At 43.1% G+C, this 17,814-nt stretch carries 21 protein-coding genes; 12 read left to right on the forward strand and 9 right to left on the reverse strand.

Features of this window, described 5'->3' with window-relative positions; translation table 11 throughout:
- Positions 1–29: 29 nt before the first annotated feature.
- The gene (locus AAAH86_RS03220; protein WP_343486061.1) at positions 30–1,478 is read right to left on the reverse strand and encodes a glyceraldehyde-3-phosphate dehydrogenase; all 1,449 of its coding nucleotides are present in this window, start codon (positions 1,476–1,478) and stop codon (positions 30–32) included.
- A gap of 126 nt (positions 1,479–1,604) precedes the next feature.
- Positions 1,605–2,996, reverse strand: coding sequence for a trypsin-like peptidase domain-containing protein (locus AAAH86_RS03225; RefSeq protein ID WP_343486062.1), 1,392 nt, complete (start codon positions 2,994–2,996; stop codon positions 1,605–1,607).
- Positions 2,997–3,132: 136 nt separating this feature from the next.
- Between AAAH86_RS03225 and dapF the strand changes: the two genes are divergently transcribed.
- The 4 genes from dapF to AAAH86_RS03245 all read left to right on the forward strand — a co-directional run bounded on the left by dapF (position 3,133) and on the right by AAAH86_RS03245 (position 6,273).
- Positions 3,133–3,909 (forward strand): diaminopimelate epimerase, encoded by a 777-nt coding sequence (gene dapF / locus AAAH86_RS03230; RefSeq protein WP_343486819.1) that lies wholly within the window; start codon positions 3,133–3,135, stop codon positions 3,907–3,909.
- Entirely contained in the window at positions 3,903–4,436 is a 534-nt protein-coding gene (locus AAAH86_RS03235; RefSeq protein WP_343486063.1) for a GNAT family protein, read from the forward strand. Before dapF ends, AAAH86_RS03235 begins: the two co-directional genes overlap by 7 nt.
- Positions 4,426–5,469, forward strand: coding sequence for an endolytic transglycosylase MltG (gene mltG / locus AAAH86_RS03240; protein WP_343486064.1), 1,044 nt, complete (start codon positions 4,426–4,428; stop codon positions 5,467–5,469). The genes AAAH86_RS03235 and mltG overlap by 11 nt, the downstream gene beginning before the upstream one ends.
- A gap of 159 nt (positions 5,470–5,628) precedes the next feature.
- A complete protein-coding gene (locus AAAH86_RS03245) occupies positions 5,629–6,273 on the forward strand; it encodes a hypothetical protein (protein ID WP_343486065.1) in 645 nt (214 codons plus the stop codon).
- A 46-nt stretch (positions 6,274–6,319) separates the two neighbouring features.
- Here the strand turns inward: AAAH86_RS03245 and AAAH86_RS03250 are convergent, their stop codons facing one another.
- From AAAH86_RS03250 to dnaA, 3 genes are read right to left on the reverse strand one after another with little or no spacing between them, the layout of a single operon-like run.
- Complete coding sequence (locus AAAH86_RS03250; RefSeq protein ID WP_343486066.1) at positions 6,320–7,048, reverse strand: SAM-dependent methyltransferase; 729 nt, start codon at positions 7,046–7,048, stop codon at positions 6,320–6,322.
- Positions 7,045–7,500 (reverse strand): low molecular weight protein-tyrosine-phosphatase, encoded by a 456-nt coding sequence (locus tag AAAH86_RS03255; protein ID WP_343486067.1) that lies wholly within the window; start codon positions 7,498–7,500, stop codon positions 7,045–7,047. The genes AAAH86_RS03250 and AAAH86_RS03255 overlap by 4 nt, the downstream gene beginning before the upstream one ends.
- A gap of 11 nt (positions 7,501–7,511) precedes the next feature.
- Entirely contained in the window at positions 7,512–8,936 is a 1,425-nt protein-coding gene (gene dnaA, locus AAAH86_RS03260; RefSeq protein WP_343486068.1) for a chromosomal replication initiator protein DnaA, read from the reverse strand.
- Positions 8,937–9,139: 203 nt separating this feature from the next.
- Between dnaA and AAAH86_RS03265 the strand changes: the two genes are divergently transcribed.
- On the forward strand, positions 9,140–9,535 hold the full coding sequence (locus AAAH86_RS03265) for a thioesterase family protein (protein ID WP_343486069.1): 396 nt from the start codon (positions 9,140–9,142) through the stop codon (positions 9,533–9,535).
- Between the two features lie 16 nt (positions 9,536–9,551).
- Here the strand turns inward: AAAH86_RS03265 and AAAH86_RS03270 are convergent, their stop codons facing one another.
- Genes AAAH86_RS03270 through ribD form a run of 3 tightly spaced genes read right to left on the reverse strand, consistent with a single transcriptional unit; the run spans position 9,552 to position 12,060 of the window.
- A complete protein-coding gene (locus AAAH86_RS03270) occupies positions 9,552–10,415 on the reverse strand; it encodes a DMT family transporter (RefSeq protein WP_343486070.1) in 864 nt (287 codons plus the stop codon).
- Positions 10,416–11,015, reverse strand: a complete 600-nt coding sequence (locus AAAH86_RS03275; RefSeq protein WP_343486071.1) for an HAD family phosphatase — start codon at positions 11,013–11,015, stop codon at positions 10,416–10,418.
- Entirely contained in the window at positions 11,008–12,060 is a 1,053-nt protein-coding gene (gene ribD / locus AAAH86_RS03280) for a bifunctional diaminohydroxyphosphoribosylaminopyrimidine deaminase/5-amino-6-(5-phosphoribosylamino)uracil reductase RibD (protein WP_343486820.1), read from the reverse strand. The genes AAAH86_RS03275 and ribD overlap by 8 nt, the downstream gene beginning before the upstream one ends.
- 26 nt (positions 12,061–12,086) lie before the next feature.
- Between ribD and AAAH86_RS03285 the strand changes: the two genes are divergently transcribed.
- From AAAH86_RS03285 to AAAH86_RS03315, 7 genes are read left to right on the forward strand one after another with little or no spacing between them, the layout of a single operon-like run.
- Positions 12,087–12,593, forward strand: a complete 507-nt coding sequence (locus tag AAAH86_RS03285; RefSeq protein WP_343486072.1) for a GNAT family N-acetyltransferase — start codon at positions 12,087–12,089, stop codon at positions 12,591–12,593.
- Positions 12,594–12,629: 36 nt separating this feature from the next.
- On the forward strand, positions 12,630–13,490 hold the full coding sequence (prmC, locus tag AAAH86_RS03290; RefSeq protein ID WP_343486073.1) for a peptide chain release factor N(5)-glutamine methyltransferase: 861 nt from the start codon (positions 12,630–12,632) through the stop codon (positions 13,488–13,490).
- On the forward strand, positions 13,483–14,064 hold the full coding sequence (locus AAAH86_RS03295) for a TIGR00730 family Rossman fold protein (protein ID WP_343486074.1): 582 nt from the start codon (positions 13,483–13,485) through the stop codon (positions 14,062–14,064). Before prmC ends, AAAH86_RS03295 begins: the two co-directional genes overlap by 8 nt.
- Positions 14,064–16,058: an NAD-dependent DNA ligase LigA gene (gene ligA / locus AAAH86_RS03300; protein WP_343486075.1), complete on the forward strand. Its 1,995-nt coding sequence runs from the start codon at positions 14,064–14,066 to the stop codon at positions 16,056–16,058. Before AAAH86_RS03295 ends, ligA begins: the two co-directional genes overlap by 1 nt.
- Before the next feature lie 9 nt (positions 16,059–16,067).
- Complete coding sequence (locus AAAH86_RS03305) at positions 16,068–16,466, forward strand: hypothetical protein (protein ID WP_343486076.1); 399 nt, start codon at positions 16,068–16,070, stop codon at positions 16,464–16,466.
- Complete coding sequence (locus AAAH86_RS03310) at positions 16,463–16,882, forward strand: hypothetical protein (RefSeq protein ID WP_343486077.1); 420 nt, start codon at positions 16,463–16,465, stop codon at positions 16,880–16,882. Before AAAH86_RS03305 ends, AAAH86_RS03310 begins: the two co-directional genes overlap by 4 nt.
- Positions 16,863–17,165, forward strand: coding sequence for a hypothetical protein (locus AAAH86_RS03315; protein WP_343486078.1), 303 nt, complete (start codon positions 16,863–16,865; stop codon positions 17,163–17,165). The genes AAAH86_RS03310 and AAAH86_RS03315 overlap by 20 nt, the downstream gene beginning before the upstream one ends.
- A 21-nt stretch (positions 17,166–17,186) precedes the next feature.
- On the opposite strand, the gene AAAH86_RS03320 is transcribed toward AAAH86_RS03315, so the two are convergent.
- The gene (locus tag AAAH86_RS03320) at positions 17,187–17,750 is read right to left on the reverse strand and encodes a hypothetical protein (RefSeq protein WP_343486079.1); all 564 of its coding nucleotides are present in this window, start codon (positions 17,748–17,750) and stop codon (positions 17,187–17,189) included.
- Between the last annotated feature and the right edge of the window lie 64 nt (positions 17,751–17,814).

Here is a 17,814-nt window from a genome sequence, read left to right on the forward strand (position 1 = left end):
TCTAGCTCTATTTCAGTAGCTATGGAACGCTAATAGTAGGTATATCTTCTAACTTTTGCAATATACTTTGCCAACCGGATTACTTGATGTGAATACCCATATTCATTGTCATACCAAACATAGAGCACAATGTTTTTACCGTCGGCAGAGACTAAGGTTGCTTTACTGTCATAGATTGAAGGAGCAGAAGTGCCCACAATATCAGTCGACACCAATTCGTTGCTGAGCGAGTATTTTATCTGTTCCACCAAATCACCTTCAAGGGCATACTTTTTCAAAATGGTATTTATGCCATCGATAGATGTTTTGTTGTTGACCTCTAAATTCAAAATGGCCAGAGACCCATTGGGTACGGGCACCCGAATCGCATTCGAGGTCAACTTGCCATCCAATGCGGGCAATGCTTTGGCCACGGCTTGACCGGCACCTGTCTCTGTAATGACCATATTCAATGCTGCAGCTCGCCCCCTGCGGTATTTTTTGTGCATATTGTCCACCAAATTCTGGTCGTTTGTGTAGGCATGTATGGTTTCTAGATGTCCTTTTTTGATGCCCAGTGAATCTTCTATGACTTTTAAAACAGGGGTGATGGCATTGGTGGTGCACGATGCCGCTGAATAGATTTTGGTTTTATCGGGATTGAACTCTTTGTGGTTGACCCCATGAACTATATTTGGTATGCCCTTGCCAGGAGCGGTCAGTAGCACCCTATTCACGCCCTTTGCCTCTAAATGTCTACTGAGTGCCTTCTCATCCCTAAAAGCACCTGTATTGTCAATGACAAGGGCATTGTAAATTCCGTATTTCGTATAATCTACTTCTTCGGGAGTGTTGGAGCTGATGATATGTACGGTCGTTCCGTTGACGACCAAGGCTTTTTTCTTAGCGTCGATTTCCACCGTACCGTGAAATTGCCCATGCACGGAATCGGTTCTCAACAAAGCCGCCCTTTTCTCAAGAATTTCTTGTGTGATCTCTCCTCTTGTCACAATTGCTCTCAGCCTTAACTGATTGCCCTTGCCTGTTTTGGCCATAAGCTCTCGGGCGAGAAGACGGCCAATTCTTCCAAAACCATAAAGAATGACATCCTTTGGCTTGATTTCCTTGCTTTGGTTGGCATCTTTCAACTTGTCGAGTACAAATGCCTTTACATTGAGATGACTGTTTTCTTGGGAGTGGTATTCGTAGGTAAGTTTGCCAATATCCAGTTTGGCAGGCGGTAGATTAATGTCGTTGATGGCCCTCAACAATTCGACACTATCAAAAATGGAAATGGGCTTTTGCACAAATTCGCCGGCGTATTCATGTAAGTTGATGATATCGCTCACATTTTTGTCAATGACCTGGTTTTTGAAGAGCACCACTTCAATGGCTTTGTCATACCAGAGGTCACTGATGATTTTGATGAATTCTGTGGTGGCCTTTCTTCTATCGGCCTGAAAGGCAAGTTCTTTTTCGTACGACTTGATGTCACTCATGATGGGATGAAATAGGTTGTCAAAATTTGGCGCAAAAGTAGGTATTTCAAACGTTTTCGTAAAAGGAATCAGTAATAAAAAAAGCACCCACCATGGTGGATGCTTTTGCGATTATGAATTTAGATTTTACTGCAATATCAGACGTTCTTTTTCACCTTTCTCGTTAATCATGGTAAAACTGGTGCGGCCGTACCTCGATATTTCGCCGAAAAGTTTTTTGGCATCATCTATATCTTTTACTTCGTCTCCATCAACTTCGGTTATGATTTTATCCACCAACCCATATTTTTGATATCCCTCGGAAACAGCTATAATTTTCACACCTTTTTTGACACCATATTTTTTGGTGTCAGACTTGGTCAGATTTTTGACCCTGAAACCAATGTTTGGCAAGTCAATGGTTTGATTTTTAGTAAGAACAACAGGTAAGGTCAACATTTTACCATCCCTGTCTACGGTAACATCTACCTTGTCGCCGGGGCGCTTGGCAGAAAGATAACCGGTCAGCTCAGAAAACTTTCGAACCCTGATTTTATTGACTTGCTTGATGATGTCTCCTTCTCGAAGGCCCGCTTTATCAGCACCGGATTCTTCCTCAACTTGTGCTACATAAACACCATCAATCTCATTAAGGCCTTCTTCAATGGCACGCTTGGTTCCTTTGGGTACCGTTGAAATGCCTAAGAGTCCCTTTTGCACATTGCCAAATTCCAACAAATCGTCGACGACTTTTTTTGCGATATTACTGGGCACCGCAAACGAATAGCCCACATAAGATCCTGTTTGTGAGGTGATTGCTGTGTTGATGCCTATTAAATCTCCATTGGTATTGACGAGCGCACCACCACTGTTACCTGGGTTTACGGCTGCATCGGTCTGTATAAAAGACTGGTTTCTGCCTAAAGATCGTGCCTTGGCACTTACAATTCCGGCTGTTACGGTTGAGGTCAGGTTGAAGGGATTGCCGACTGCCAACACCCATTCTCCGATTTTGGTGTCATCCGAATTGCCAAAAGCCAAATATGGAAGATCGCCCTCTGCATCAACTTTTATTAATGCAATGTCTGAGGCTTGATCGGTACCGACCACTTCAGCGTCATAACTTTTGTTATTGTTCAATGTGACCTGTAACGCTGTGGCACGGTCTATAACATGGTTGTTGGTGACAATATATCCGTCAGGAGAAATAATGACTCCCGAACCTGTACCTACTTGTGGCCGTTGTTGGCTTTCAAAACCATAGAAGAAATCGGCAATGCTGCTAGGCCCCCTGCTGGTCGTCATATTTTTTACGTGTACCACTGCGTTTACGGTCTTTTCTGCCGCAATGGTGAAATCAACCTCGTTGATACCTGCACCACTTGCAGAGGTAGGTAGGTTACTGGTGGTTATAAAGGGAGTTTCCTCACTCTGGCCCAAAAAGGCATAGTCGTTTTTTTCGAAGAATAACTTGTAGGCACCAAGAGTGATACCGCCTGCAAAGAGTGCCACCAAGAATAAACTTGCTGTTCTTTTCATCGTAATCTTTTGTTTTTAAACATTTAGCACTTTAAAAGTAACGGAAATCCGCCTTGATTTTAACAGTTTAACGTGTCTTTAACTGCAAAGGAATCCTTAACAAAGGTTGTTTTATCTTTGTCGGATGAACTTTGGTTTGCAGCTCAAATTCCATAAATATCAAGGAACGGGAAATGACTTTATTCTCGTTGATAACCGTCAGCTCATTTTCCCCAAAAACGATACCAAATTAATCGCATTGCTTTGCAATCGAAGATTTGGCGTTGGCGCCGATGGACTCATTCTATTGGAAAATGACAAGATGTCAGATTTTAAGATGGTCTATTTCAATTCTGACGGTAATGAGAGTAGTATGTGCGGTAACGGCGGTCGTTGTATTGTCGCTTTTGCCAAAGAATTGGGCCTAGTTGAAAATGATGCTACGTTCAACGCTGTAGACGGGCTGCATACGGCATCCATACAAAACAATAACGTGACCTTGCAGATGGTCGATGTGACCGAAGTCAAATCGAAACCAAAGTCCCTTTTTTTGAATACAGGATCACCCCATCATGTACAATTGGTCAATGATCTGCAAACTTTAGATGTAAAGACCGAAGGCGCAAAATTGCGGTACGGACTGTATGGCAAAGCGGGAAGCAACATCAATTTTGTACAACCCATCAATGCCGATACTTTTGAGGTGCGTACCTACGAACGTGGTGTTGAGGGCGAGACCCTTTCCTGCGGTACTGGGGTCACTGCGGTGGCCATTGCGATGCACCATGCCCAAAAAACCGCATCAGACTCAATTACGATAAAAACACTGGGGGGCGAATTGAAGGTTTCATTTCAAAGGAACGGAAAAGGCTACGGCCAGATAAAACTCTCAGGGCCGGCCACTTTGGTCTATAAAGGTGAAATCTCATGTTGACATTAAAGGGCGACAACATAACGCTCAGGGCACTTGAAAAACAAGACCTTGATTTTTTATATCTACTTGAAAATGATACTTCCATTTGGGAAGTCAGCGGCACCCTGACCCCTTATTCCAAAGGGCTTTTGAAGCGTTACCTAGAGAATGCCCACCTTGATATTTACGAGGCCAAACAGTTACGGCTGGTAATCTGCAATGAAAAAGACAAGGCGATTGGGCTTATTGATTTGTTTGATTTCAATCCGAAACATAAAAGAGCGGGCGTGGGCATTATCATTGCTGACGGGCAAGACCGAAACAAAGGGGTCGGTGGTGAGGCATTACAACTGCTCTGTGATTATGCTTTTAAGGTCCTCGATTTGCATCAGCTCTATGCAAATATTTTGGTGGCCAATGAAGCGAGCATACATCTGTTTGAAAAGATGTGTTTTGAAAAGGTTGGTGTAAAGAAAGATTGGATACGTTCAGAAGGCGCCTTTAAAGATGAAATCCTATATCAAAAAATAAGAGAACATGTTTCGTAGAAAATTGCTGTGGGCCATTGCCATGCTGGGATTGTTGATTTGCGGATTTTTCGCCTATCAAATTTATTCGGCCATTTTTTCACCGAATACCGCTTTCGAAAATGAGAAAGCCTTTGTCTTTATTCCCTCAGATGCCACAATTGATACCGTGGCCCATCGATTATCACCACTTTTGATGGACTTGAACACCTTTAAATCCGTCGCCGACCGCAAGGGCTACACCAACAACATAAAAGGGGGCAAGTTTGCCATCAACAAAGGGATGAACAACAATGAAGTCATCAATGCCCTCAGAAGCGGTAATTTGCCCGTCAAGGTCTCTTTCAACAATCAAGAGACACTGGCTGATCTGGCAGGAAGGATTGCAGAACAGATCGAGGCCGATAGCCTTTCGCTGCTGAAGGCCTTTAACGACTCCGATTTTATACAGCAACACGGGTTTTCAGAGGCGACAAAACTCTCGATATACCTGCCCAACACCTATGAGTTTTTCTGGAATACCGATGCTGTAGCATTTCGTGATAGAATGCTGAAGGAATATAATCGTTTCTGGAGTTCAGAGCGTCTGAAAAAGGCTGATAACCTGAACCTGAATCCTCAAGAAGTGTCGACCTTGGCTTCAATTGTACAAAAAGAGACGGTAAAGACCGATGAGCGCCCCCGGGTTGCGGGAGTGTATCTGAACCGCTTGAAAAAGGGCATTGCTTTGCAGGCAGATCCAACAGTTATCTACGCTATAAAGAAAGAAACAGGCAATTATGATACGGTAATCAAGCGCGTGCTGTATCGCGATTTAGAAATGGATTCTCCCTACAATACCTATAAATATGCAGGTTTACCTCCGGGGCCGATCACCATGCCCGATATTTCATCGCTAGAAGCGGTTCTAAACCCTGAAAAACATCGATATTTGTTTTTTGTCGCCGATGTTTCCAACTTTGGTTATCACATGTTTGCAGAAACCTTGGCGCAGCACAACCGAAATAAAGTACAGTACATCCGATGGGTCAATTCACAGAGAATCAACAGATAGCGTACATTGTCGGTTTTTTCTTTCTACTTAACGGAAATTAACCGTCATTTAGGAAAATCTTATGACATTTGTTCTTGTCACGAAAACATCCCCCACTATTTTTGCCGGCTAAAATTTAAGTTTCCTCCGTATATAAATAGGAACTAAAAATTTTTGAAAATGAGAAAATGGATAGGTTTCATTTGCCACTTAGCCTTGATTGGTTTTATGACCAGTTTTGCTACCTTTTCAGACAAATCTGAAGAAAAGGTGATACAGGTACCCGATTTTCTGAAGGTTGAAAATTCTTTGGAAACAGTGGTTGAAAATAGCATCCAACCTGAAAGCATAAATTTTGCTCCTGTAGTATTCTTGAAAAAAGACTTCTTGGGCTTTAAGGAAACCCTTGCGTTTAAAGAATCACAAGGAAGCTATAATGCGATCAATACCCTTGGATACATGGGGAAATATCAGTTTGGCGCCAACACCCTGAAGCTTCTCGGGCTTTACGATGTCAACAAATTTATGGCCGATGCCAAATTGCAAGAACAGCTGTTCAACCTAAATGTTGCCCGTAACAAATGGATATTGCGCCGCGAAATCAAAAGGTACAGTGGTAAACGCATTAGAGGTACGACGATTACAGAATCTGGTATCATTGCAGCAGCGCATCTAGCGGGAGCTGGAAATGTCAAGAAATACCTCCATTCTTATGGAAAAGAAGACGTTGCCGATGCCTACGGCAGTAATATATCGTACTACATCAGAAAATTTGGAGGGTTTGACACCTCTGAAGTCAAGGCCAAACACAACCCGAGAATTTAAAGGATCGAAGACTACAAAGAAAACCGGAACTAGAGTTTCGGTTTTTTTATGCTTGAAAAATAAAGATGGTGGGCCGTTTGTTGATGGCCACCTCAATGCGTTGCCATTCATTGATAGTTTTGGTGACAATCGACTCCGTTTCCAATGTAATGTCGGTTGCAATGCACAATCGGGTTTCGGGCTTCAAATGCTTCTTAAGTTCAATGAACAGTTTTTCGTTGCGATACGGGGTCTCAATAAAAATTTGGGTTTGGTTCGACTCTTTTGAAGCCTTTTCAAATTTTTTGATGGCACTTTTACGTTCCGCACTTTCAATGGGCAAATAGCCGTTGAACGCAAAATTCTGGCCGTTCATACCGCTGCCCATCAATGCCATGAGTATTGAGGAAGGACCGACCAGTGGCACCACCGGAATGTTTTTTTGATGCGCAATTTTTACGATTTCCGCTCCTGGATCTGCAATTGCCGGGCAACCGGCCTCTGACAGCAGGCCCACATTGATACCGTGAATGCAGGGTTCCAAAAAAGTGGGCAACTCATGTGCTTCGGTATACTTGTTCAACACCTCAATCTTCAAATTGGGCTGGGATTTTTGTGGCGTGATTTTTTTGATGAAATGTCTTGCCGTCTTTTCATTCTCGACAATGTAGTGGTCAATCTGGTCTATGGCGGCCCGCACAGATAACGGAAGCACCTCTAAAGGAGCCGTATCGCCCAAAGTCGAGGGTATTAGGTACAATTTCCCGGTGATCAAACCTGGTGCCTTATCTTTCATGACCGATTTAGTTTTTGGGCAATGGCCGAACAGGCGCTATCAATCATCTGATATACATTTTCAAAACCTTTGGTGCCGCCATAATATGGGTCTGGTACCTCGGTTATCCCCAAATCTGCTTCTTTGAGCAGCAATCTTACTTTTTGCTTTTCAGCTTCTGTAGCGGCTTGGGCCAGTACATTGGCGTAGTTGCTGTTGTCCATCACATAAATCAAATCAAACGCTTCAAAATCTGAAGAACGGAATTTTCTACAACGCTGCATGCTGATGTCGAGTCCGTGTTGTCTTGCAACATCGATGGAGCGTGGGTCAGGCGGCTCTCCTATGTGGTATCCTCCGGTACCGGCAGAATCGACCGTGACGTTTTCAGCAGCAACTTTTGACTTGAGAATGCCCTCAGCCAGTGGAGAGCGACAGATATTGCCCAAACAGACCATCAAAACCTTGGTCATTCAGCGTCGGTTTAAGTGAATTTTTTGTTCAGGTCTTCAATATATTTTCTGAACTGCTTGTCGGTTTCCGCAAGGTTGTCAACGGTCTTGCAAGCATGGAGTACGGTGGCATGGTCACGTTTGCCAATCTGCGAGCCGATACTCGCCAAAGAAGCCTTCGTGAATTTTTTCGCAAAGAACATGGCCAATTGACGGGCCTGAACGATGTGCCGTTTTCTGGTCTTTGATTGCAGCGTGGCCACATCCATCTCAAAATAGTCTGAGACCACTTTTTGAATGTAGTCGATGGACACTTCCCTCTTGGTGTTCTTGACAAATTTTTCGACCACTTGCTGTGCCAGTTCCAAGGTGACCTCACGCTTGTTGAACGAAGATTGTGCGATCAATGAGATGATGGCTCCCTCAAGTTCTCGAATATTCGTCTTGATATTCTTGGCAACATGGTCGATGATTTCTTCGGGCATTTCGACCCCATCACGGTACAGTTTGTTTTTGAGGATGCTTACCCTTGTTTCGTAATCGGGGCTCTGCAATTCTGCCGACAGCCCCCATTTGAAACGCGACAATAAACGTTGTTCGATATCCTGCATGTCTACAGGTGCCTTATCAGAGGTCAACACGACCTGTTTGCCGTTTTGGTGCAAATGGTTGAAAATATGGAAGAAGACATCTTGCGTACCTGACTTGCCCGAAAGAAACTGCACATCATCAATGATGAGGGTATCGATCAATTGATAAAAATGGATGAAATCGTTCCGGGTATTTTTCTTGACCGATTCAATGTACTGTTGCGTAAACTTTTCGGCGGAAATATAAAGTACTGTTTTCTCTGGATATTTATCCTTGATCTCAACGCCTATGGCGTGGGCCAAATGGGTTTTTCCCAAACCGACACCACCAAAAATCAATAATGGATTGAACGAAGTGCCACCAGGTTTGTTCGCCACGGCCATACCTGCCGAACGTGCCAAGCGGTTGGAATCTCCTTCAAGAAAGTTTTCAAAATTATAGCTCGGATTAAGCTGTGACTCGATTTTGATGTTACGGATGCCTGGAATCACAAACGGATTCTTCAACTCTGGGTTCTTTGAGGTAACTGGCACGTCCAATTCTTGGGGCTCCATTGCTGACCGATTTGAGCTGGGTATTTTTTCTGTAAAGGGTTCGCTGTTACCGTATTTGTTTTCCATCTTGATGATGTAGACCAATTTGGCACTATTGCCAAGTTCTTTGGTGAGGGCCACTTTGAGCAATTTCACATAATGCTCTTCAAGCCATTCATAAAAAAATTTACTGGGTACTTGAATGCTCAGTGCACTATCGGTAAGGCGAACAGGGCGTATGGGTTCAAACCAAGTTTTGAATGCCTGCGGTTGGATGTTATCTTCGATAAAAGACAAACAGTTGTTCCAAACTGAATCTGCAGTAACATCCATAGAAAGGCCTCCTTATTGTGTTGGTTAGTGTATCAGTTTTAGATTAAAACTTTCGGGGGTTTCCCGTTGCTCAGGATGCGACAAATATGTGAACAAAAATTTTAAAAAAAAAATCATTTACGGGTTGAATTTTCCTTTTTTTTTTCGCATGTTCTCTTTCGAAAAAGGCGAGCCTCTAAATATATAATTTTTCCTCTAACTTCATGAAATTTAACACTTTTTCTTTTCGAGTCAGATATGCTGAAACTGACCAGATGGGCATTGTCTACCACGGCAACTACGCACAGTACCTAGAAATGGGCAGGGTAGAGTGGCTGCGGGCTCTGGGCATAACCTATAGAAGCATGGAAGAAACTGGAACCAAGTTGCCGGTCATTTTCTTACAAATCAATTACAAGAAATCTGCCAAATATGATGATTTGATAACCGTTGAGACCACCCTCAAAAAAATACCGACCGTTCGGATAGAATTCGACTATAAAGTCTATGGTGAAAATGGGGAATTGTTGGCCGAGGCAAATACCGTTTTGGTGTTTATTGATATGGCCACGGGCAAACCCAAAAGATGCCCAAAATACATACTTGAAAAATTGATGTGATTTTGCCTTTTTTGTCCTAAAAAAGTGCAACGAGCAAAATGCTAATGACCGCCAATGCGATACCGCCCCAATTTTTTATGCTGAGACGTTCTTTAAAAAGCAGTATGCCCAACAATGTCGAAAACATGACAATGGCCACATTGTTGATCGTAAATATTGAAGAACTGTTCAAAGCATCATTCCGCAGGGCGCGCAACAAGAAGAAAATGGAAAAATAATTGGGTATGCCCAATGCGATTCCGCCAAGAACATCCTTAAAATGAATTTTTGGGCGTTGAACAAAAGATCGAAGACTGACAAACACGATTCCAGTGGTAGCGGCGGCTGCAAAAACCGTGGCTGAAAAAACAGGATATTCCTCGGTTCGCAATTGTGTTTCCTGCAAATATTTGATACTGGTGTCAATGACGCCCGAACCCAAAAAAACCAATGTGGGCAGTAACAGTGAATTTTTTTGTATGGCAATACTTCCCTTCTTGAGTGATGCAAAATAAACCGCAGCCAAGGCCATCAGTATGCCAACGATTTGTAAGATCGAGAGCTTTTCTTTGTAGACCAGCAACGCAAAAACAACGGGAATCACCAATGACATTTTTGTCGCGACAGAAGTGACCCCAACCCCGTTCAACTGTGAGGATTTTGCCATAATTCTGAAAATAAGGATAAAGAGTACCCCCAATGCCAACGTACCCCACAACCAAGGTGCATTGACAATTTCAGTAATATTCACTGTCTTTTCGTACAACAGCAGGCCGGTAACACATGCCGTGATGTAGTTGAAGATGATGGCGTAAAGTGTATGCACCTTAAACCTGTCGTAAAGCTTAAAAACAACAAAAATGAGACTGGAGCACAGTACACTGAGGGCGAGATCAAGCATTTACAAACGATGGTTAAGTTCAGTAATGTCTTCAGAGCCTACCTGTAAGTGCCATGTTCTGATGCCCAATGTGCTTGCGGACTCAATATTTTCGAGCGTATCGTCAATGAACAGGGTTTCGTTGACAGATAATCCATTTTGTTGCAGTACAAACTCGAAAATCTCAGCGTCGGGTTTACGCATTCCCATTTCATACGAAAGATAAAATTGCTCAAAACAGTTTTTGAAGCGCATGAAATGTTCGCCCATTTTTTCTTTTTCGTGTTGAATGTGTATCTCATTGGTATTGCTCAACAGAAACAGGCGATAGTTGCCCTCTTCTGCCAGTTGTTCTAAAAAGGTCAATCGATGCAACGGAAAATCAAGCAAAATGGCATTCCATGCATCGATTAATTGCTGCTTGTTCGCTTTGGGAAACAGATTTCCTGTGGTTTCCAAAAAATCGTCAGAGCTGACAATGCCCTTTTCATAAGCTTTAAAGAGGCTGTCGAGTTCAGGGGTGATTTCTGTGAACCCGAATGGTGCCATCGCCCTTCCTGTGGCCGGTTTGTCTAAATCGATAAAAATATCGCCGAAATCAAAAATGATGTTTTTAATCATTCTCAAGTACAATTAAAATGTCATCGATGCTATTTTTCTTTTCAATGACTTTTCCTGTAATGTTTGGAGCTTTAATCCCCTTTTTAAATGTAGTTGTGCCCGTAAAGACGCGCGCCTCGTCCCAAAGATTCGCATCAATAAAGGCTTGCAGTGTTTGGGCGCCTCCCTCGATGATGACACTCGCTATATTGTGTCGGCACAAAATTTCACAAATCTGCTCGGCCATTTGCTTATCAAAACCCAATATTTCATACTGAATGTTTTCTTTAGATGGATTTTGTTCGCTGTTTTCGGTAAGGATGATGGTTTTCACACTACCGTCAAAAACATGGTACGAATTTGGAATCCGCAATTGCCTGTCCAGAACCACTCTAATCGGATTATTTCCTGACCAATCTCGAACATTTAATTTTGGGTTGTCTTTCAATACGGTTTCCGTACCCACCAAAATGGCCTGCTCTTGGCTACGCCATTGGTGTACCAATTGCCGAGAGTATGTATTGGTGATCCAATACGGTTGGGCATCTTTTTGTCGTGTCGAATCTTCTGGAGCTATGAATCCATCCACGGTTTTAGCCCATTTCAAAATAATGTAGGGCCGTTTTTTCTTATGATAGGTCAAAAACCGTTTGTGGTGTTCACGACATTCTGATTCCAAAATCCCAACCAAAACCTCACAACCAGCTTCCTTCAACTTTTTGATGCCCTGCCCAGCAACTTTATGGTGTGGATCTTGCAATCCGATGGCTACCTTCTTGATTTGATTCTCGATGATGAAATCCGCACAGGGCGGGGTCTTGCCAAAATGGGAGCAAGGCTCCAGGGTAACATACAGCGTAGCTTTCCTCAACAGTGACTTGTCTTTGACCGATGCGATGGCATTTACTTCAGCGTGGTTGCCGCCATATTCACTGGTATAGCCCTCACCGATGATTTTTTTATCATGAACAATGACGCAGCCCACAGCGGGGTTCGGCGCTGCAGAACCGATGGCATTTTTGCCCAGTTCAATGGCACGGAGCATGAATTTTTGGTCTATATTCACCATGCAAAAGTAGCGTATTCAATCCGATGGAAAAGCAAATGCTAATTCGTGAAATCCGAATAGGTGACAACCTTCAAGTGGAAAGATTAATAAAAAGTGTTTTGGAAGAGTATGGAGTTCCAAAAGTAGGTTCTGCTTATCAAGATAAAGCTTTGGAAAATATGTTCTTGGCGTATGATCGCCCAAAATCAGTCTTTTTTGTGATTGTTGAAACGGATAAAATCATCGGATGTGGCGGAATTGCCCCTTTGGACAATTATGAAGGAAATGTATGTGAACTACAAAAAATGTATTTGGGTAAAGCGGCAAGGGGCAGGGGTCTGGGCTACAAAATGATTGCAGTTTGTTTGAACAAAGCCAAGGAATTCAAATTTGAAGGTTGCTATCTTGAAACCATGCCCAATATGGATGCAGCCCAAAAACTGTATCTAAAAAATGGATTTGAATACATTGATTCGCCCATGGGCTGCACTGGCCATACCTCATGCCCCGTGTATATGTTCAAAAAGTTGTCAGAAGAAGTGTCCCCTTGAGGGGACTTTAGGGGTGTTTTCCGATATTTTTGACAAATGCTAGTAAAAGAAATAAAAACCATATTTCACCAAGAATTGGGGGATTTATACACAAAAGAGGAAATCGACAGTTTTTTTTACAGGCTGATTGAGCACTATTTGAATCTTGAACGATTTGTATTGGTCGTACGACCCGAACTTTCGTTGACCAAATCGGAAGAGCAGCCGTTGTTCGAAGCCATGGCGCGCCTAAAAAAAGAAGAACCACTCCAGTATATTCTTGGTGAGACGGAGTTTATGGATTTGACACTAAGAGTCAATGAGCATGTGTTGATTCCACGGCCAGAAACAGAGGAGTTGGCCAGGTGGATAATTGAATGTCAGGTTGAGCGCAGTCGAAACCTCAAAATTTTAGACATCGGCACAGGCAGCGGTTGTATCGCCATTGCTTTGGCCAAAAATATATCAGAAGCAGAAGTGCACGCTATTGACATTTCTAAAAAGACTTTGGAAGTTGCCAAGAAAAATGCAAAAGCCAACAATGTTGACATTCATTTTCTACAGGATGATATTCTAAAATCTACATTCGTAAATCGCAATTCAAAATTTGATACCATCGTTTCAAACCCCCCCTATGTGCGAGAGCAAGAAAAGGCCGAAATGCAAAACAATGTCAAAAAATATGAGCCAGAAGGGGCTTTGTATGTTTCTGACGAGCATCCGTTGGTGTATTACGAAGCCATTGCCCGATTTTGTAAAAGGCATTTGAAGCAGAGTGGTCAATTGTACTTGGAAATCAATCAATATCTAGCCGAAGAAACCATATCACTTTTAAAGCATCACGGTTTTCATGGGATTGAACTAAAAAAGGATATTTTTGGAAATGACCGCATGATAAAAGCAACCAAGCATGAATAGCATAGTAGTTTTTTGTGGCAGCAGTGAGGGCGAGGATTCCAAGATTTTAAAGGATGCCACCTTGTTGGGCAGTACCTTGGCCAAAAAAAATATCACTTTGGTGTATGGTGCCGCACGCATTGGGGTCATGGGCCACGTCGCCCAAGCATGTTTGGACAATGGGGGCGAGGTCATCGGTATTATCCCAGATTTTTTGATGCTGCGAGAGGTGTACCATTCCAGTTTGAGCGAGTTAATCGTCACAGCATCCATGCACGAGCGAAAGACCAAGATGCACGAACTTTCGGAGGGGGTGATCGTGCTTCCTGGTGGCTATGGCACATTGGAAGAATTTTTTGAAATGATCACTTGGGCACAGTTGGGCCTGCATCAAAAGCCCATCGGTATTTTGAACACAGGTGGATTTTACGATGAGCTGCTGGCCATGCTGGAGAAAATGGTAAAACAAGGCTTTTTGAAAAGGATCAATTATGAAATGATACAGGTAGATGAAGATGTTGATGCGCTACTGGAGAAAATGGAGAATTATCAACCCATCCCAGTTCCGAAATGGATTAAAAAAGGTCAGGTTTGATGGATGTGAAGCAAAAAATAGAAACCCTACGCAACGAACTGCGCGAACATAATTACAGCTACTATGTGCTTGACGCCCCGGTGATTTCCGATTATGAGTTTGATATGAAAATCAAGGAATTACAAGGGTTGGAAGCCGCCCATCCAGAATTTCATGATCCGAATTCACCAACGCTTCGGGTTGGGGGAGCAGTGACCAAGAATTTTGAGACCGTAGTGCACGAACATCGTATGTATTCGTTGGACAATTCCTATTCCAAGGATGATTTAGAGGATTGGGAAAAGCGCATTCAACGCATTTTGGGCGATGTGCCCGTCGAATTCACCTGCGAGCTGAAATACGATGGAGCTTCCATCAGTCTTACCTATGAAAATGGAGCATTGGTTAAAGCAGTGACACGAGGTGATGGCTTTCAGGGCGATGATGTCACGACTAATGTGAAGACCATCCGTTCCATCCCTTTGAAATTGAAAGGGGGTTATCCCCCGAAATTTGACATTCGTGGCGAGATTATTTTGACCTTGAAAGGTTTTGCCAAAATGAACCAAGAGCGTATTGCCAATGGTGAAGAACCGTACATGAATCCGAGAAACACGGCTTCGGGCAGTCTTAAACTCCAAGACAGTGCTTTGGTCGCTGCCCGACCGTTGGATTGTCTTTTGTACAGCATCGCAGGCGCATCAGGACTCAAAACCCAGTTCGAAGTGTTGGAAAAAGCCCGTGAATGGGGCTTTAAAGTGCCTTCAATAGCGAAACTCTGTAAATCAGTTGATGAGGTCTTACAGTTTGTGGATTATTGGGACGTGCACCGACATGAACTGCCCTATGAAACCGATGGGGTGGTCATCAAGGTGAACAACCTGCAACAGCAAGAAGAGCTGGGGTATACCGCAAAGGCACCACGTTGGGCCATGGCCTACAAGTTCAAGTCGGAACAAGTTTCAACGGTTCTGCACGAAATTACCTATCAAGTGGGGCGTACCGGTGCCATTACGCCAGTGGCGAACTTGGAACCCGTGTTATTGGCAGGTACGACGGTAAAACGGGCCTCGTTGCACAATGCCGACCAAATTACCAAACTTGACATTCGTGAGGGCGACACTGTTTTTGTGGAAAAAGGCGGTGAAATCATCCCCAAAATCATTGCGGTTGATTTTACTAAACGCAATCCAGATTCTGAACCGACGAAATACATTGAATATTGTCCTGAATGTGGTACGGAATTAATCCGTAAGGAAGGGGAAGCGCAACATTTCTGTCTGAATGATATGGGCTGTCCGCCGCAGATAACCGGTCGTATTCAGCATTTTATTTCCCGAAAGGCCATGGACATTGAGGGGTTGGGCGGTGAGACCGTTGAACTGCTTTTTAAAGAAGGATTGATTGAAAATTATGCGGATTTGTATGAACTGACTGTGGAGCAAATCATCCCCTTGGAGCGGATGGCTGAAAAATCGGCCGAGAATTTGGTGAATGGGGTAGAAGCCTCTAAAAAAATTCCTTTTGAGCGGGTGTTGTTCGCTTTGGGCATCCGTTATGTGGGTGAGACCGTGGCCAAAAAGTTGGCCAAGGCCTATAAAAACATCGATGCTTTGATGGCGGCCAGTGAAGAAGAATTGGTGGCCGTCGATGAAATTGGGGGGCGTATCGCCGAAAGTGTGGTGCAGTTTTTTTCCGAAGAAAAGAATCGTGAAATCGTAGAGCGTTTGAAATCCTACGGATTACAGTTTTCACTTTCCGAAGCACAGCTTCAAAACCAATCAGATGCCCTGAAAGGCCAAACCTTTGTGGTTTCGGGGGTTTTTGAGTCCATCGGTAGAAACGAATTGAAGAAACTGATTGAAGACAATGGGGGCAAAGTGGCCTCATCGGTATCTTCAAAAACCTCATTTTTGGTGGCCGGTGACAATATGGGTCCCAGCAAACGCACGAAGGCAGAAAGTTTGGGCGTGCCCATCATTTCTGAACGAGAATTTTTAACAATGGTGTCTTAAATTTGGAAAATGGAATCCATTTTCTCTCCTGAATCCTACCGAATCATCACCTACGTGATGTTGTTTTTTGCCATACTCTATGTGGTATTTGAAGTATACCTGAATTTAAATGAGTTGGATGATGACACTTCGAATATTGTATTGTTGGAAGCCTCCAAAGAACAGTATTTCTTTATACCCTTTGCTTTGGGGGCCATTATGGGACATCTGTTTTTGGGAGCTCAAACAAACTACTTCGGTATTTCAGGAGGATGGGCTGTAACACTGCTCTTTGCCCTATGCCTACTGATGTTGGGTGCGGGATTTTGGATGCCTTCGAAAAAATCCAAAGGTTTTCTTACCCTATTGTTGGTGATAGGTCTGGTATATGGTCATTTTATCTGGTCACAAAATTTTATGATGGTATGAGTGGCTTGAGAACATTTGTCAGAAGAAATCTTGAAACTATCGAAAGAATCCGATTGGCCATGGTCATTATTTTTGCCGCCATGATAGTGATTGATATTGTTCTGGCCGTTTTTTTAAAGGAAAAATACCCTACGTTCAGCGAGGTTGTCAAAGAAAACCGAACAGAATGGATGTGGCTCAGTTTTCTGTTGGGTGGCCTCATCTCTAAAATATTCTATAACCGAAAAGTATTGGTAAGGCGAAAAGAAATCTCGGGCTTTTTTGCCTTCGTTGCGATCTGCCTATTGCTTGCCACTTTGGGAGCTTTGTTGCCCAAAGACCTCAGTACAGAAATTCATTTGGCCGTGATGTTGAGCGGCGGACTTATGGCCCACTTGGCGTGGCCCCAATATATTCATGATGAAGCTGCCCAATGATTACAATGCATTTCAAGAGACTTTGGCCAATCAAGCACCACCTGATACTTGGCCCAAAGCACTACAATCACTTTGGTACGATGCCAAAGGCAATTGGCATACCGCCCATGACCTAATAGACGGGTCAAATGACTCTACGGCTAAATGGATACATGCTTACCTACACCGAAAAGAAGGCGACGAATGGAATGCTGGGTATTGGTACCGCCAAGCTGGGAAATCTTTTCCAAAAATGACGCTGGATGAAGAGGCAAAACAATTGGTTCTGGAAATACTTTCTTAAGTGGTTTTGATTTGGAAAGATTTAATTTTTCTTCTCGTTCCGATTATTCCACTTTTCCCAATGTGGAGATGTTTTTCGCCATAGTGGGCGGGCCTCTATATCTGTTATATGATTGGGATACAACACATACCACGTGGTGGCAGTGTATCTATCCGTTCCACCACCAACAATACTATCTTTAAAATAATCTATCATGAAAGCGGTCGAATACCCATTGGTTCCAGCAATTTTGGTCCAGTGGTTCTGTGATCTAAATCTGATTTTAAGTGAATCTTCTTCAATTTGTGGGGCTTGTCCAACAATAGTTTTGATTTGTGCAAACACTTCCTCATCTTCAAAAATGGTCAAGAAGTCGGCATCGGCTACATGTTCAACTCTGTTGCTTCCCCAGCCGATCCTGATGGGATAACCCAATCGAACGGCATCAATCAATCTTGATTTTTCTCCAAAAGTAACCTCACCGTTCGCATCGTTTTGAAACACTTTTTGCCATCCTCCCTGTGAATCTTTGGGCATTTCACAAGAAGAAATTAAAATAAAGAAAATGCAAAAAGCCGATGTCAAGTAATTTGTTTTGCGTGTCATTTTGATAGTTTTATAAATGTTGCCATACTGTTTTCCAAAACGTATTATTTCTAAAGGGTGTCGA

The organism is Allomuricauda sp. d1, assembly GCF_039592695.1.
Taxonomy (GTDB): Bacteria; Bacteroidota; Bacteroidia; order Flavobacteriales; family Flavobacteriaceae; genus Flagellimonas_A.